Annotated in this window: 15 protein-coding genes and 1 pseudogene; 12 read left to right on the top strand and 4 right to left on the bottom strand. The window is 58.7% G+C overall.

Features of this window, described 5'->3' with window-relative positions; all coding sequences use genetic code 11:
* Positions 1-48: 48 nt before the first annotated feature.
* From ASD54_RS25365 to ASD54_RS25355, 3 genes and pseudogenes are all read right to left on the bottom strand, one after another.
* Positions 49-429: pseudogene (locus ASD54_RS25365) on the bottom strand (transposase); the annotation flags it as partial.
* A gap of 363 nt (positions 430-792) precedes the next feature.
* Positions 793-1,848, bottom strand: a complete 1,056-nt coding sequence (locus ASD54_RS25360; RefSeq protein ID WP_082547396.1) for a LacI family DNA-binding transcriptional regulator — start codon at positions 1,846-1,848, stop codon at positions 793-795.
* An 8-nt stretch (positions 1,849-1,856) separates the two neighbouring features.
* On the bottom strand, positions 1,857-2,615 hold the full coding sequence (locus tag ASD54_RS25355) for an SDR family oxidoreductase (protein ID WP_244484855.1): 759 nt from the start codon (positions 2,613-2,615) through the stop codon (positions 1,857-1,859).
* 169 nt (positions 2,616-2,784) lie between these two features.
* On the opposite strand from ASD54_RS25355, the gene ASD54_RS25350 reads away from it, so the two are divergent.
* The 10 genes from ASD54_RS25350 (at position 2,785) to ASD54_RS25305 (ending at position 11,832) form a co-directional block, all read left to right on the top strand.
* The gene (locus ASD54_RS25350) at positions 2,785-3,984 is read left to right on the top strand and encodes an ABC transporter substrate-binding protein (protein ID WP_062557386.1); all 1,200 of its coding nucleotides are present in this window, start codon (positions 2,785-2,787) and stop codon (positions 3,982-3,984) included.
* 47 nt (positions 3,985-4,031) lie between these two features.
* Positions 4,032-4,781, top strand: a complete 750-nt coding sequence (locus ASD54_RS25345; protein ID WP_156379382.1) for an ABC transporter ATP-binding protein — start codon at positions 4,032-4,034, stop codon at positions 4,779-4,781.
* Positions 4,781-5,482, top strand: a complete 702-nt coding sequence (locus ASD54_RS25340; protein ID WP_062557474.1) for an ABC transporter ATP-binding protein — start codon at positions 4,781-4,783, stop codon at positions 5,480-5,482. The genes ASD54_RS25345 and ASD54_RS25340 overlap by 1 nt, the downstream gene beginning before the upstream one ends.
* A 32-nt stretch (positions 5,483-5,514) precedes the next feature.
* Positions 5,515-6,384, top strand: a complete 870-nt coding sequence (locus tag ASD54_RS25335) for a branched-chain amino acid ABC transporter permease (protein WP_062557385.1) — start codon at positions 5,515-5,517, stop codon at positions 6,382-6,384.
* A complete protein-coding gene (locus ASD54_RS25330) occupies positions 6,384-7,346 on the top strand; it encodes a branched-chain amino acid ABC transporter permease (RefSeq protein ID WP_062557384.1) in 963 nt (320 codons plus the stop codon). The genes ASD54_RS25335 and ASD54_RS25330 overlap by 1 nt, the downstream gene beginning before the upstream one ends.
* Entirely contained in the window at positions 7,346-8,305 is a 960-nt protein-coding gene (locus tag ASD54_RS25325) for an NAD-dependent epimerase/dehydratase family protein (protein ID WP_082547395.1), read from the top strand. Before ASD54_RS25330 ends, ASD54_RS25325 begins: the two co-directional genes overlap by 1 nt.
* Positions 8,306-8,352: 47 nt before the next feature.
* Entirely contained in the window at positions 8,353-8,658 is a 306-nt protein-coding gene (locus ASD54_RS25320) for an antibiotic biosynthesis monooxygenase (protein ID WP_062557382.1), read from the top strand.
* Between the two features lie 68 nt (positions 8,659-8,726).
* Positions 8,727-9,716, top strand: a complete 990-nt coding sequence (locus tag ASD54_RS25315; RefSeq protein ID WP_062557381.1) for a fumarylacetoacetate hydrolase family protein — start codon at positions 8,727-8,729, stop codon at positions 9,714-9,716.
* A 53-nt stretch (positions 9,717-9,769) separates the two neighbouring features.
* Positions 9,770-11,080: a histidinol dehydrogenase gene (gene hisD, locus ASD54_RS25310; RefSeq protein WP_062557380.1), complete on the top strand. Its 1,311-nt coding sequence runs from the start codon at positions 9,770-9,772 to the stop codon at positions 11,078-11,080.
* The gene (locus tag ASD54_RS25305; protein WP_062557379.1) at positions 11,077-11,832 is read left to right on the top strand and encodes an SDR family NAD(P)-dependent oxidoreductase; all 756 of its coding nucleotides are present in this window, start codon (positions 11,077-11,079) and stop codon (positions 11,830-11,832) included. The genes hisD and ASD54_RS25305 overlap by 4 nt, the downstream gene beginning before the upstream one ends.
* A 193-nt stretch (positions 11,833-12,025) precedes the next feature.
* Here the strand turns inward: ASD54_RS25305 and ASD54_RS25300 are convergent, their stop codons facing one another.
* On the bottom strand, positions 12,026-12,349 hold the full coding sequence (locus ASD54_RS25300) for a LysR substrate-binding domain-containing protein (protein WP_244484854.1): 324 nt from the start codon (positions 12,347-12,349) through the stop codon (positions 12,026-12,028).
* Positions 12,350-12,438: 89 nt separating this feature from the next.
* Here ASD54_RS25300 and ASD54_RS25295 point away from each other — a divergent pair, with 89 nt between their 5' ends.
* Together ASD54_RS25295 and tnpB are read left to right on the top strand one after the other, a co-directional pair.
* Positions 12,439-12,873, top strand: coding sequence for a transposase (locus ASD54_RS25295; RefSeq protein WP_062557378.1), 435 nt, complete (start codon positions 12,439-12,441; stop codon positions 12,871-12,873).
* Positions 12,870-13,223 (top strand): IS66 family insertion sequence element accessory protein TnpB, encoded by a 354-nt coding sequence (gene tnpB / locus ASD54_RS25290; RefSeq protein WP_200958492.1) that lies wholly within the window; start codon positions 12,870-12,872, stop codon positions 13,221-13,223. The genes ASD54_RS25295 and tnpB overlap by 4 nt, the downstream gene beginning before the upstream one ends.
* Positions 13,224-13,263: the final 40 nt, after the last annotated feature.

Genomic DNA, 13,263 nt, shown 5'->3' with positions numbered 1-13,263 from the left:
GTGTAGAGAGTTGAGCTTCTATATCCAATTTGTTGGTCCCCTTCTCCATCAGGCGGCCTGCAGAGAAACCGGGTTATCAATCTGCCGGAGGTTTTTCCACTCCCATGGAAGCAATTCGTGCAGGTGGGAGTCGGGAAGATCGGCGATGCGAATAAGGATGTCGGCGAGCCATGCCTTGGGATCGACGTCGTTCAGGCGTGCCGTCATGATGAGGGTGAGCATGACGGCGGCGCGGTCAGCACCGCGATCGGAACCGGCAAATAGCCAGGATTTTCTGCCGCAAGCGACACCGCGCAACGCTCTTTCTGCGGCATTGTTCGTCATGCAAATTCTACCGTCGTCAACATAGCGGCCGAAGTCGGACCAACGCGAGAGCATATAATCGATCGGCTGGATCAGGGGGGAGGATCGCGACAGGACAGCACGTTTCCCTGGAGGAGTTACCAATGGCGCAGAAAATGAAAGCCGCGATCTTTGTCGAGAAAGGCCGTATCTGACGCACAGGGAGTGGAACCCAATATGCACCTTTACGGTCAACGACAGTCAGGCCCTCGACCGCGATGTTTTTATGAAAAGGGCGGACGCAGTCCCGCTCACGTTCGAACGCGGAAGCTGCCGCCAGCTAGCTCGTACTCGACGTTCAAGTTCGGAGCTAAGCTGTCCAAGTGGGTCCAACTGATCTCTTCAGTCCGCATGGAGCAGCTTGTGCAGAGGTCCCATGTCGCCTAGCACGATAAGCTTCGGAGGTACGTAAACGCTCATGTTCGGCGAACGACACGGCTCTGTTACAGGCTATATCCTGGATCTTCGCGTGGACGAACGATGAATCAGATCGCCTCTGACAATAATGTGTTCAGGATCAGTATCTGGATGCTCGATGGAGCGCATCATGCAGTCAACAATCCTCTCGGTCATCTGTTCGATCGGCTGAGAATATGTCGTCAAGTTGAAGCTCGGCCAGCTTGCTGCGGCGATATCGTCAAACCCCGCAATTGAAATGTCGGTGCCGGGCGAGAGGCCGTATTCGTATTTCGCCACTTCAAGTCCTGCCAGAGCCATGTGGTCGTTCGCGTAGAACAGCGCTTCCGGGCGATTGGGCCGAGAAAGAAGTTCGCGTGTGACGCTGCGCGCGTCCTGCAGCAGATAGTTGCCGCACACTACCTCCGCGTCCATTCCCCGCCGCTTGAGCGTTTCCCGGAAGCTCTTTTCGCGCTCCAGGCTGGTCGAGGTTTCTGGTCTGCCCGATATGTAGGCGAAACTTTTATGGCCGGCGGCCAGAAGCAGGTTCGCGATCGCCGCGCTTCCGCTGAAATTGTCACTGGTGACGCTGGAAACCGACACCGCCTGGGAGCGGCGATTCACCATCAGAACCGGAACGCCGGCCCGCTGGCAGTTCTCTGCGGCTTTCGATGACAAAAGTGTTGATGCCAGGATCAAACCATCAACCTTGAATTTTAACACGTCCTCCACGAGAGGATCGGTATCGGCATCGGCGGGCGTTGTGAACAAAAGGATGCGATAGCCGATGCGGCTCAATGCCTCCGACAGACATTGGAGAAGTTTTGGATAGAACTGGTTTTCCATGTATCCAACTGCAACTCCGATCGTGTGCGTCCGGTTGGTGATCAGCGATCGCGCAAGAAGGTTGGGACGGTAGTTGAGCAGTTCGGCGGCGGCAAGAATTCTCTTGCGCGTTTCCGGTGCGATACTCGCGGTCTTGCTGAACGCCCTCGACACCGCTGCCTGAGATACCCCCGCCTCACGCGCCACATCCAGGGACGTCGCCGCACGGCGACGCGCGGAACGCTTGGTCTCGATCACCATATCGTCGGGCGTGTTGACTGGCATGCTCGCCCCTAAAACATCGACTGCAGATCCCCGTCTACCGCGATGGCCTGACCGGAGATAGCAGAGGAAGCTTCGGACGCGAGGAAGACTACCACAGTTGCGATCTCTGTGGGGGATATCAGGCGCTTCTGGCCTACCTGGCTGACCACCTTGCTCAACATCTCCTCTCGCGAGATACGATTTTCCTCCGCCTGCATCTCGATGACCCGCTGCAATCGCGGCCCGTCCACCGCGCCGGGTAGAACGGCGTTGACACGGATTCCGCGGGGAGCCAGCTCCAGTGAAAGCGCCTTTGTCAGTCCAACTACCGCCCACTTCGAGGATGCGTATGGTGAGCGGAAAGGGAAGCCCAGACGGCCGGCGGAGGACGAGATATTGATAATTGCTGACTGCCGCTCCCCGTCCATGAGCCCGATCATCTTGCGGACAACGTTGAAATATCCGCCCACGTTCACATCAAAGGTCCGATCCCATTCCTGCGGATCCACTTCATCGACTGGCCCTGCCGGGCCGGCAATTCCCGCGTTGTTCACCAGCACGTCTATCCCCCCAAGCTGCTCTTGAACCGCGTGGACGAGGCTTTCAACGGAAGCTCGGTTTGAGACGTCGCAATGGCTGCCGGTAATTTTGTCGGAGCTCAACCGCGAGAGCGCCTCATGATCGACGTCGCATACATGAACTTTAGCGCCACAAGCGACAAACTGCTCCGCAATCGACAGGCCGATGCCATTTGCACCTGCAGTCACCAGAACTCGTCTGCCTTTCATTCCGTCCATCTTAAGATACTCCTCGTGTATAGGGTTGCAAGATGTTATCAGGCTTCCGCACCCGAGGCGAGAGCAAACGAGATTTTCTTGAGCCAACCGGTGTTGCATACCTATGCATCGTATGGTAGGGGAATCGTAACTGGTGGAGCAGTTGGGAGGATCAGAGGATATGGGTAAGCAAACTATCGCAGCGCTAATACTCGGCATGGCAGGCGTGGCCGTCATCTTGTCGCCCGCCGCGGCACAGGAGAAAGTTCAGATCGGCATCCTGTCGGACTTCTCCGGACTCAATGCCATGATCGGCAAGGGTTCGCTGGCTGCGGCGCAGTTAGCGATAGAAGATTTCGCCGATCCCAAATACGCCGTCGAAATCCGGTCGGGCGACCATCAGAACAAACCGGATGTCGGGCTGACGCTCAGTCGCGAATGGTACGACACGGGTGTCGACGTCATCGTGGACGTTCCTAATTCGTCAGTCGCGCTGGCGGTGCAGCGCCTAGCGGAGGAAAAGGGCCGGATCGTCCTTTTCGGCTCCGCGGCTTCGGAAAAGATCACCGGTGAGTCCTGCACCAAGACCGCGGCCCAGTGGGGCTACAATACTGCAGTTGTTTCCCGGGTTGCCGTCAATGGGATAGTCGCCGAAGGCGGCAAGAAGTGGTTCTTCGTGACTGCCGACTATACATTCGGGAACGACCTCGAAAAGGGCGCGCGCCAGGCTCTCGAGAAGAGCGATGCCGAGATCGTCGGAGGCGTTAAAGTTGCCATCGGTACGACCGATTACTCGACGTACCTGTTGCAGGCTCAGGCTGCGGGTGCCGATGTTATCATGCTCAATCTGGGCGGCGCCGACCTCGTGAACGCCCTGAAGCAATCCCGGGAGTTCCAGATCCAGGAGTCGGGCGTCCGCGTGACATCCGCGTTTAGCGAGCCCAGCGTCCTAAAGGAGCTCGGGCCTGCCTCGGCGGCCGGGTATCTCTTTAGCACGAGTTGGTACTGGAACCTGAACGACACGACGCGTGCATTTTCGGATCGGTTCATGAGCAAGACCGGAGATCGTCCGCTGATGGCGCATGCGGCGGTTTATTCCGCCGTCAGTAGTTACCTCGATGCCGTGGCTTCGGCTGGCTCTACCGACGCTACGGTCGTCATGGCGAAGCTGAAGTCCAAAACGATCAACGACGTCTTTGCGACCGAGGGTCGGCTGCGGGCTGACGGTACATTCCAGCATCAAATGTATCTGATGCGCGGTAAGGGCCCGGACGCATTGCCGGACGCCTGGGATGTCGCCGAGGTCGTGGCGGAAATCCCAGGATCGGATGCCTTCCCGCCGGCGGCAGGAAGCGCGTGCTCGCTCGTCAAGTCGAACTGACCAATCGCGTCGAAGCTAACGCTTGCCAGCTTCATAGCTATGGAAAGGTGAGGCACGTGATACTGGAAACTATCGAATTGGGTAAGTCGTTCGGAGCGTTCGAAGCTGTGGCGGGCGTTTCCCTGCAGGTAAAGGAAGGGTCGACTCACGCCTTGATCGGACCAAACGGCGCCGGCAAGACGACGTTGTTCAACCTTCTCACTAAGTTTGTTCAGCCCAGTAGGGGGCGCATCATCTTCGCAGGGCAGGATATCACTGCGGCGAAACCCGACGCCGTCGCCAAAGTGGGCCTGGTTCGCAGTTTCCAGATTTCTTCGGTATTTTCCGAGCAGACCGTCCTGGAGAACGTCAGGCTTGCCCTGCAGCGCAGAAGGGGTGAATCCTTTGATTTCTGGCGCAGCGAGGATGTTCTTCGTCAGTATGACGACGAAGCGGATTCCCTGCTGGAGCAGGTCGATCTTCTACGCTTTAGAAAGGCGCGCGCAGGGGATTTGTCCTACGGGCGCAAGCGGGCGCTCGAAATCGCGACGACTATCGCGCTCAATCCCAAACTGATGTTGCTCGACGAGCCGATGGCGGGGATGACCGAAGAGGACGTGCAACGGAACGTCGAACTGATACGCCGTGTGCGCGTCGGTCGGACGGTGCTGATCGTCGAGCACAATTTGTCCGTCGTCAAAGACCTCTGCGACAGAGTGACCGTGCTTTCGCGGGGCAAGGTCATGACCGAAGGCGACTATCAGACGGTGTCGCAGCATCCGGAGGTCCTCACAGCCTATCTGGGAGATGATGCATGATGACCGGGCCGCTGCTCGATGTGAAAAACCTGAACGCCTGGTATGGCGAGAGCCATGTTCTGCACGGATTGGATTTCGAGGTTCGCAAGGGGGAGGTCGTAACCCTGATCGGCAGAAACGGTGCCGGAAAGACGACCGCACTGCGTTCGCTCATGGGTCTCGTTCGCCGCAGCGGTCAACTCGCGTTCGATGGCCACGACGTCGCAAAGCTCCCAAGCCACAAGATTGCACGGCTAGGCCTGGCGATCTGCCCCGAAGATCGCGGAATCTTTCGGGCGCTGACGGTGACGGAGAACCTTAACCTTCCTCCGGTGGTCGCGCCGGGGGGGATGACGATCGAGGCGATCTACGACGTCTTTCCCAACCTGCGTGAGAGAAGCCGCAACAGCGGCGGAAACCTATCGGGTGGAGAGCAGCAGATGCTTGCTCTAGCCCGCATCTTGCGTACCGGAGCGCAATGCCTACTCTTGGACGAGCCGACAGAAGGTCTGGCTCCAGTGATCGTCTCTCAGATCGCCAGCGTGATGCAGACGATCCGCGACCGTGGTTTCACGGTGCTGTTGGTTGAGCAGAATTTCCGCTTCGCGGCGCGGGTCTCAGACAGGTTCTATGTAATCGAAACGGGTCGGATCGTTGACGAGATGCTCGCGGCCGACGTGCAGCAGCACGAGAGCAAGATCAAAGGCTATTTGGGAGTCTGAGCGGCAATGTGCTGCAGGTAAAAGAGGCAAGTATGTCCACCATCCTTCTCTTAAACGCGCTGATGTTGGGGCTTATAAATGGGGCGTTCTACGCACTCCTTTCCATGGGCCTGGCCCTGATCTTCGGTCTCTTGAACGTCGTCAATTTCGCCCACGGCGCGCTCTTCATGTTGGGCGGATACATCGCCTGGACGCTGCTGAATTATCTGGGGGTCGGCTACTGGCCGTCGCTCATTTTTGCCCCCCTGCTTGTCGCAGTGCTTGCGGTCGTAATCGAGGTGGCGTTCCTGAGACGCCTTTACCAACTTGATCATCTCTACGGCCTGCTTCTGACCTTCGGCGTGGGCCTGATCATCGAGGGCCTTGCCCATAATCTCTACGGCAGCGCGGGCCTTCCTTTTCCGGTTCCCGCAGAACTCACCGGCGTGGTGCGAGCCGGGCCGTTGGTCGTTCCGATCTATCGGCTGTGGGTTCTTAGCCTCTCCATGGTCATGTGCATAGCCATCTGGCTTCTCGTGGAGAAGACGCGGCTTGGCGCGATCTTGAGGGCATCCACCCAGGATGCCAGCCTTGTGTCGGCCTTCGGGATCAACGTCCCGATCCTCGTCACGGCTACCTATGCTGGCGGGGCAGCCCTTGCTGCTTTTTGCGGTGTTCTCGCCGCACCGGTCTACTCCCTGTCCCCATCTATGGGGGCCGCCTTCCTCACCAGCGTGTTTGCCGTCGTCGTCGTGGGAGGCATGGGCTCTATAGTCGGCGCCGTGGTGGCAGGCTTTGGCCTCGGCATGATCGAAGGCCTGACCAAGATCTTCTATCCTGCCGGGTCGTCCATATCCATCTTCGTCGCGATGGCGCTGGTTCTGCTGATGCGCCCGCGCGGCTTGTTCGGAAAGGCATCCTGATGAACGGCTTCAACAGCAGGCTCCTCATCTTGGGGGCAACGGCTCTCGCAGTGGTTGTCGCACCGTCTTTCGCTTATCCGCTTTTTCTCATGAACATCATGTGCCTTGGCCTGTTTGCTGCGGGAACGAACCTGCTTGTCGGGTACCTGGGGATGGTGTCCTTCGGTCAGGCGGCGTTCTATGGGATGGGCGCCTATCTTTCGGGCTGGCTCGCCAGGACGTATGGCTTCACGCCCGAACTGGCGATACTAGCCGCGACGATAGCGGGAGCCATTCTTGGCGTTTTGCTGGGGTGGCTTTCGATCCGCCGTCGAGGGCTGTATTTCTCCATGATCACCCTGGCTTTCTGCCAGATGGTCTATTTCATCTGCCTGAGGGCGCCCTTCACGCATGGCGAAGACGGGATCCAAGGCATCCCGCGGGGAAGCTTTCTCGGGCTGTTTTCGTTGAACAGCGATGGAGCGATGTACGTTTTCGTCGGCGTAGCCTTCGTGCTGATCCTCGCGCTGATCCTGCGCATCGTTCATTCGCCCTTTGGCCATGTTGTGCAGGGAATCCATGGAAACGAAGCCCGAATGATATCGCTTGGCTACAATGCTGACCGGTACCGCTTGGGCGTCTTCGTCCTCGCGGCCGCGATAGCCGGTGCCGCGGGCGGCATGAAATCCCTGATCTTCGGCATTGCCACGTTGCAGGATGTCGGCTTCGTACTCGCCGGCGAAGTGGTTCTGATGATCTTGGTCGGCGGGATGGGGACGCTCATCGGCCCGCTCGTGGGCGCGGTTATAGTGGCCTCCCTTCATTATTACCTGGCGGGCTTCGGGTCTTGGGTGCTGGTCGCCCAGGGTCTTGTCTTCGTGGTCTGCGTCATGACCCTTCGCAAGGGACTTGTCGGAGAAATTGTTCATCGTATGCGCGAGCGTGAGCCTCGCGACACTTTGGCGGAAAGGCATGGCATATAATGAGAGTTATGGTGATCGGTGCGGGCGGGTTTCTCGGACGCCGGCTTGTAGAGAAACTCGCTTCCGGCGAGCAGGTCGGACCTTCCCGTAGGACCTCGTCCGAGATCCTGGCCGTCGATGCTGTTCCACTGAATACGGAGCTAGCAAATGTCACGGAGCTTGTCGGCGACATCCGCGATGAAGCGTTTCGGCGCTCAATCCTGACCGAGCCTGTTGATGTGGTCTTTCATCTCGCTGCCATTCCAGGTGGCGCGGCAGAGGCCGACCCGGCTATCGCATGGGACGTCAACGTTCTTGTCTGGAAGGAAGTGCTGAACCTGTTGTCGGCGCGTTCCGCCAACCCAAGGGTCGTCTTCACCTCCAGCGTGGCCGTGTTCGGCGTTCCCATGCCTCCGGATCTCATCTCGGACGATACAATACCGCTCCCGACCATGAGTTATGGCGGCCACAAGCTAATCGGCGAAATCCTCCTTGCAGATGCCAGCCGCCGTGGGGAAATCGATGGGATCGGTGTCAGACTGCCAGGGATCGTCGCTCGCCCGAAGGCGCCGACGGGCCATCTCTCCGCCTTCATGAGCGACATTTTCCATGCCTTGGCTGCGGGCGAGCCGTTCGTCTGCCCGGTTTCCGCCGATGCCACAAGCTGGTTCCTGTCGCGAGAACGATGTGTTGAGAACCTTCTTCATGCCTCGTGCATCGCGTCCGATTTCCCGGCTGATCGTCGGTGTTTCACGCTGCCAGCATTGCATCTCAGTTATATTGAGCTCGTTGCGGGAATCGCCGAGCACTTTGGCCCGCAGGTTCATGAACTGATCCGCTACGAGCCGAATGAACGGTTGCAGGCGCAGTTCGGCGCCTATCCGCGTCTCGAAACGGAGATTGCCGACCGGCTGGGTTTCAGGAACGACGGGAACGCCCGGGAACTGGTGGGACGTGTTCTTGGGATAAACCGGTCCTAATGGACCGGGCTTTCACCGTTTCGAAATCGAAGGACTAGGCAGGAAAGATGATCGTAGAGGTCGCGACAATTAACGTGAAGCGAGGCTCTGAAGAGGCGTTCGAGGAGGCGGTGGGCAAAGCGAGAGACGTCTTCTCCCAGGCCCATGGATGCGTGGGCCTGGCACTGGAGAAGTGCGTGGAGAAACCTGGGGAATACGCCGTCATAATCCGGTGGCGTAAGCTGGAAGATCACGTGCCGGGGTTCCGGGAGTCTCCATTGTTCGCGGAATGGCGCGCCTTGATCTCGCCTCATTTCACCGAGCCTCCAACTGTTAAGCATTTCGTCGTCAAGCTGGAGCTGATGTCCTTCTAACTGGCATGCAGTCCGTCCAAGAGGCATTAGACGCTCGAGGTTAAGCAGGTAACGAGAAGAGGAATGTTATGAAACTGACGACAATTGCCGATGGAAGCATCGATGGCCGGCTTCACATCGTCACCCGTAACCTCGAAAGGATGATGCCGGCGCAGGCGGCATCCACGCTTCAGCGCGCTTTGGATGATTGGGAAGTCATCGCTCCTCGACTGGAAGAGGAGTTTGCGGCATTGAGCGCTGCGCCGGACGCCGAAGGTACCCTGGCTTTTGTTCAAGCGAATGCCCTTGCACCCCTGCCTCGAGCCTGGCAGTGGCTCGACGGCTCGGCCTTCGCCAGCCATGGCGAGTTGATGTCGCAGGTCTTCGGCATTGAAAATGTTGCGCAAAGCGGCCGCCCCCTGATGTATCAGGGGGTGTCGGATCGCTTCTTGTCGTCCCGGGAAGATGTTCCTTTTCCCAATGAAGACGATGGCATCGATTTCGAGGGCGAGTTCGGGATCATCACCGACAGAGTTCCAATGGGCGTCTCCGTTGAGGCGGCGCGCCACTATATCCGTCTTGTGGTCCTCATCAACGACTGGAGCCTGAGGCGGATTGCCCCGATCGAGATGGGCACCGGATTCGGCTGGATCCAGGCAAAGCCACCCTGCTCGGTTGCGCCTGTTGCCGTCACGCCCGACGAGCTCGGCTCTGCATGGCAGCGCTGCCAGGTGGATCTTCCGCTCATCGTCGATTACGAAGGTTCGCGCTTCGGCGCGGCAATCGGATCTGCAATGGATTACGGCTTCGACCGCCTTGTTTCCCACGCTGCCTATTCACGCTCCTTGGTGCCCGGCACGATCATCGGCTCCGGCACGGTCTCGAACGCGAATTTTAGGGACATCGGTTCGAGCTGCATCGCAGAACGCCGCGGGATCGAGATGGTGGATCTGGGCGAGGCCGTGACCCCCTACATGAAATTCGGCGAAAGCGTGCGGATGAAGGCCGACCTGCCGGACGGGACACCGATGTTTGGCTCCATCGACCAGCGCGTCGCCCCTGTACCGCGATCCGCGTAAAATACTAACGGCCGCACCGCCTCCCGCGCGTCGGCATACTTTTGAGGCAAGCTATGACTATAACCTACCTGAAGCGGGGCAAGCCGCAATCGGAACGCAACGAGGACGACGCCAAGGTGCGATCTGTCGTTGAGACGATCCTGAAGGAGATCGAGAACCAGGGCGATGCAGAGGTCAGGCGGCTCAGCGAACAGTTCGACGACTATTCACCAGCCTCCTTCCGGCTGAGCGCTGAGGAGATCGACAGCCTCATCGCCCAGTTGACGCCGCGTGAGCTACAAGACATCCGCTTCGCGCAGGAACAGGTCAAAAAATTCGCGCAGGCGCAGCGGGCCTCACTCTCCGATGTCGAAGTCGAGACGCTGCCAGGCGTCATTCTCGGCCACAAGAATATCCCGGTGCAATCGGTCGGATGCTACATCCCAGCGGGCAAGTTTCCGATGGTCGCCTCGGCGCACATGTCAGTCGCTACCGCAAGCGTCGCTGGTGTACCGCGGATCGTTGCTTGCACGCCTCCATTTCAGGGCAAACCGAATGCTGCCGTGATTGCCGCCATTCATCTCGGCGGAGCTCATGAGATTTACGTCATCGGTGGTATCCAGGCGATCGGAGCCATGGCAATCGGAACAGAAACGATCGAACCGGTCCACATGCTTGTCGGCCCGGGCAACGCCTTCGTCGCAGAAGCCAAGCGGCAGCTGTTTGGCCGCGTCGGCATCGATCTCTTCGCCGGGCCGACTGAAACGATGCTCATCGCCGACGAAACCGTGGATGCGGAACTTTGTGCGACCGATCTTCTTGGTCAGGCTGAACACGGCTATAACAGTCCCGCCGTCCTCGTCACCAATTCCAGGGTTCTGGCCGAACGTACCATGGGCGAGGTGGAGAGGATGCTGACGATCCTACCGACGGCGGAGACCGCTCGAAGGAGCTGGGAAAATTATGGCGAAGTCATTCTCTGCGACACCTATGAGGAAATGTTGCAGGTTTCCGAAGACATCGCGTCAGAGCACGTTCAGGTCATGACCAATCGGGACGACTGGTTCCTGAAAAACATGACATCGTATGGAGCGCTGTTTCTCGGTGCGCGCACAAATGTTGCCAATGGCGACAAGGTCATAGGCACCAACCACACGCTGCCGACCAGGAAGGCGGGCCGCTATACGGGAGGATTATGGGTCGGAAAGTTCCTCAAGACTCACAGCTACCAGAAGATCACCAGCGATGCCGCCGCGGCCGAAATCGGCGCCTATTGCTCCCGTTTGTGCATGATCGAAGGCTTTGTAGGTCACGCCGAGCAGGCCAACATCCGCGTCCGGCGATACGGCGGGCGAAATATCCCCTACGGTGCGGCAGCCGAATGATTACTGCGAGCTTCACCCTGGCAGGTAAGCACGCTCTGGTTACCGGCGCCGGACGAGGTCTGGGAAGAGGGATCGCTGAAGCGCTTGCTGCCGCCGGCGCCCGTGTCACTGTCTGCGCGCGCTCGCAACCGGAGCTTGAGGATGCTGCGCGCGGGATCCGCGATGGAGGAGGTCTCGCCGACATCCTTGTGGCGGATGTCACTCAGGTGGCACGGTTCGCCGAGGCTGTTAACGGCATCGACCCTATCGATATCTTCGTTAACAATGCTGGGACCAATCGGCCGAAGCCGCTTTCGGAGGTAACGGAGGAAGACTACGACGCGGTGATGGGGCTGAACCTGCGGGCGTCCCTCTTTGCAGCCAAAGCAGTGTCTCAAAGAATGATCAAAGCCGGAAGGCGCGGCTCGATCATCAACATGTCCTCCCAGATGGGCCATGTCGGTGCACGAAACCGTACCCTCTACTGCGCGTCGAAATGGGCGATAGAGGGGTTCACCAAAGCGCTGGCAGTGGAACTCGCCAATGATTTGATCCGCGTCAACACGCTTTGCCCGACCTTCATCGAGACACCGATGGTCAGACCCTTCCTGGATGACGATGCGTTCAAGTCATCCGTTCTCGACAAGATCAAGCTTGGTCGCATCGGACAGGTTCAGGATATTGTCGGTGCCGCCGTTTTCCTTGCTTCCGATGCATCGTCCCTCATGACGGGATCCTCCCTTCTAGTAGATGGCGGCTGGACGGCGGAGTAGGCGGCCAGTCCAGGCTTGGGCATCGCACCGATGAACGCGTGGGCCGTGCTAGGTGTAGGACACACGTGATCGGTGCATTGGCAGACACGTCGGCAGCAGCGGCCGAACCCGGCACCGTGAGGATGATGATCCGCCGCAACAGGGCTGACAGGGAATAGACCGTAACCTCGGGCGCAACTCAGGTGCGATCAATTCATAATTCCGATAGTTGCAGCCATGCGGGCCTGTCGGCATACATTTCGTGGATGAGTTCCTTGACATCGTTGATCCTGCCATTCGCATCGGCGCGTCGATAGCTCATGATCACCGGGGATGTGGCCTGCTTGTCTTCGATCATCCGGTAGAACACGTCGTCGGGCCGCTGGCGTTGGGAGGAGGCGGGTACGATGCAGAGCCCCGCGCCTGCTGCGACCATTCCCAGAGCCGTCTGGATTTCCCGTACCTCTTCCACCGAAAGAGGCCTGATGCTGAATTCTGCAAGCAGGTTCAAGATCTCGTCGGCAAAGCTCGGTCGCAAGGTATCCGTCCGAGCGAGGCCGCCTTTGAATATTGAGTAAAACTGTTCAGACCCTGTCCTTATTCCCAGGCATAAGGACAGTTGCACAGATGGAGATTTTTGAAGGGGACAGCGCGTCTCGGGTGAGCCGTATCGAGGTGATCAACACCGGTCGGCGGCGTCGCTTTAGTGAGGATGAGAAGCTGCGCATTGTCGCAGAGAGCTTTGCGGGGAGAGGCCGGGCGTCGGCCACGGCCCGTCAATACGGCATCAGCCGCTCCCTGTTGAACCGTTGGCGCAAATCGGTTCGCCAGGGTTTGCACGGCCAGAAACAAACCGATGATTTTGTGCCGGCGCTCGTCATGCCGGAAGCTTTTATGCCGGTGAAGCAGGCCACGCCACCTGCTGCGATGGAGCATCCGGTGGCGTCTCCCTCCGGCCGTATGGAGATTGTCGCGGCGAACGGCCGTCGTGTGGTCGTGGACGGCAGCGTCGACGTTGAGGCGCTGCTTCGGATCATGCGGGGGCTGGAGACGTTGCGGTGATCACGCTTCCTTCCGGTCAAAATGTGCGTGTGTGGATTGCAACGGGCCATACCGACATGCGGTGTGGGTTTCCATCCCTTGCGTTGCGGGTGCAGGAGGTGCTGAAGCTGAACCCTCTGGACGGCAATCTTTTTGTGTTCCGCGGTCGCAGCGGATCGCTGATAAAAGTGATCTGGAGTGACGGCCAGGGGAGCTGCCTTTATACAAAAAAGTTGGAGCGCGGCCGGTTCGTCTGGCCGTCTGCGGAGGGCGGAGCGATCTCGATATCACCCGCGCAGCTCAGTTATCTTCTATCCGGGATCGACTGGAGGCACCCTCAGGAAACCTGGCGGCCGACGAAGGTCGGCTAGCATTATTCAATTGAAAATACAGTAGAAATCTGATCGAATG

The organism is Rhizobium sp. Root149 (assembly GCF_001427345.1).
In the GTDB taxonomy this organism is placed as follows: domain Bacteria; phylum Pseudomonadota; class Alphaproteobacteria; order Rhizobiales; family Rhizobiaceae; genus Neorhizobium; species Neorhizobium rhizoryzae.
The sequence above is the reverse complement of the archived record's forward strand: the minus strand, read 5'-3'. Positions and strand labels throughout refer to the sequence as shown.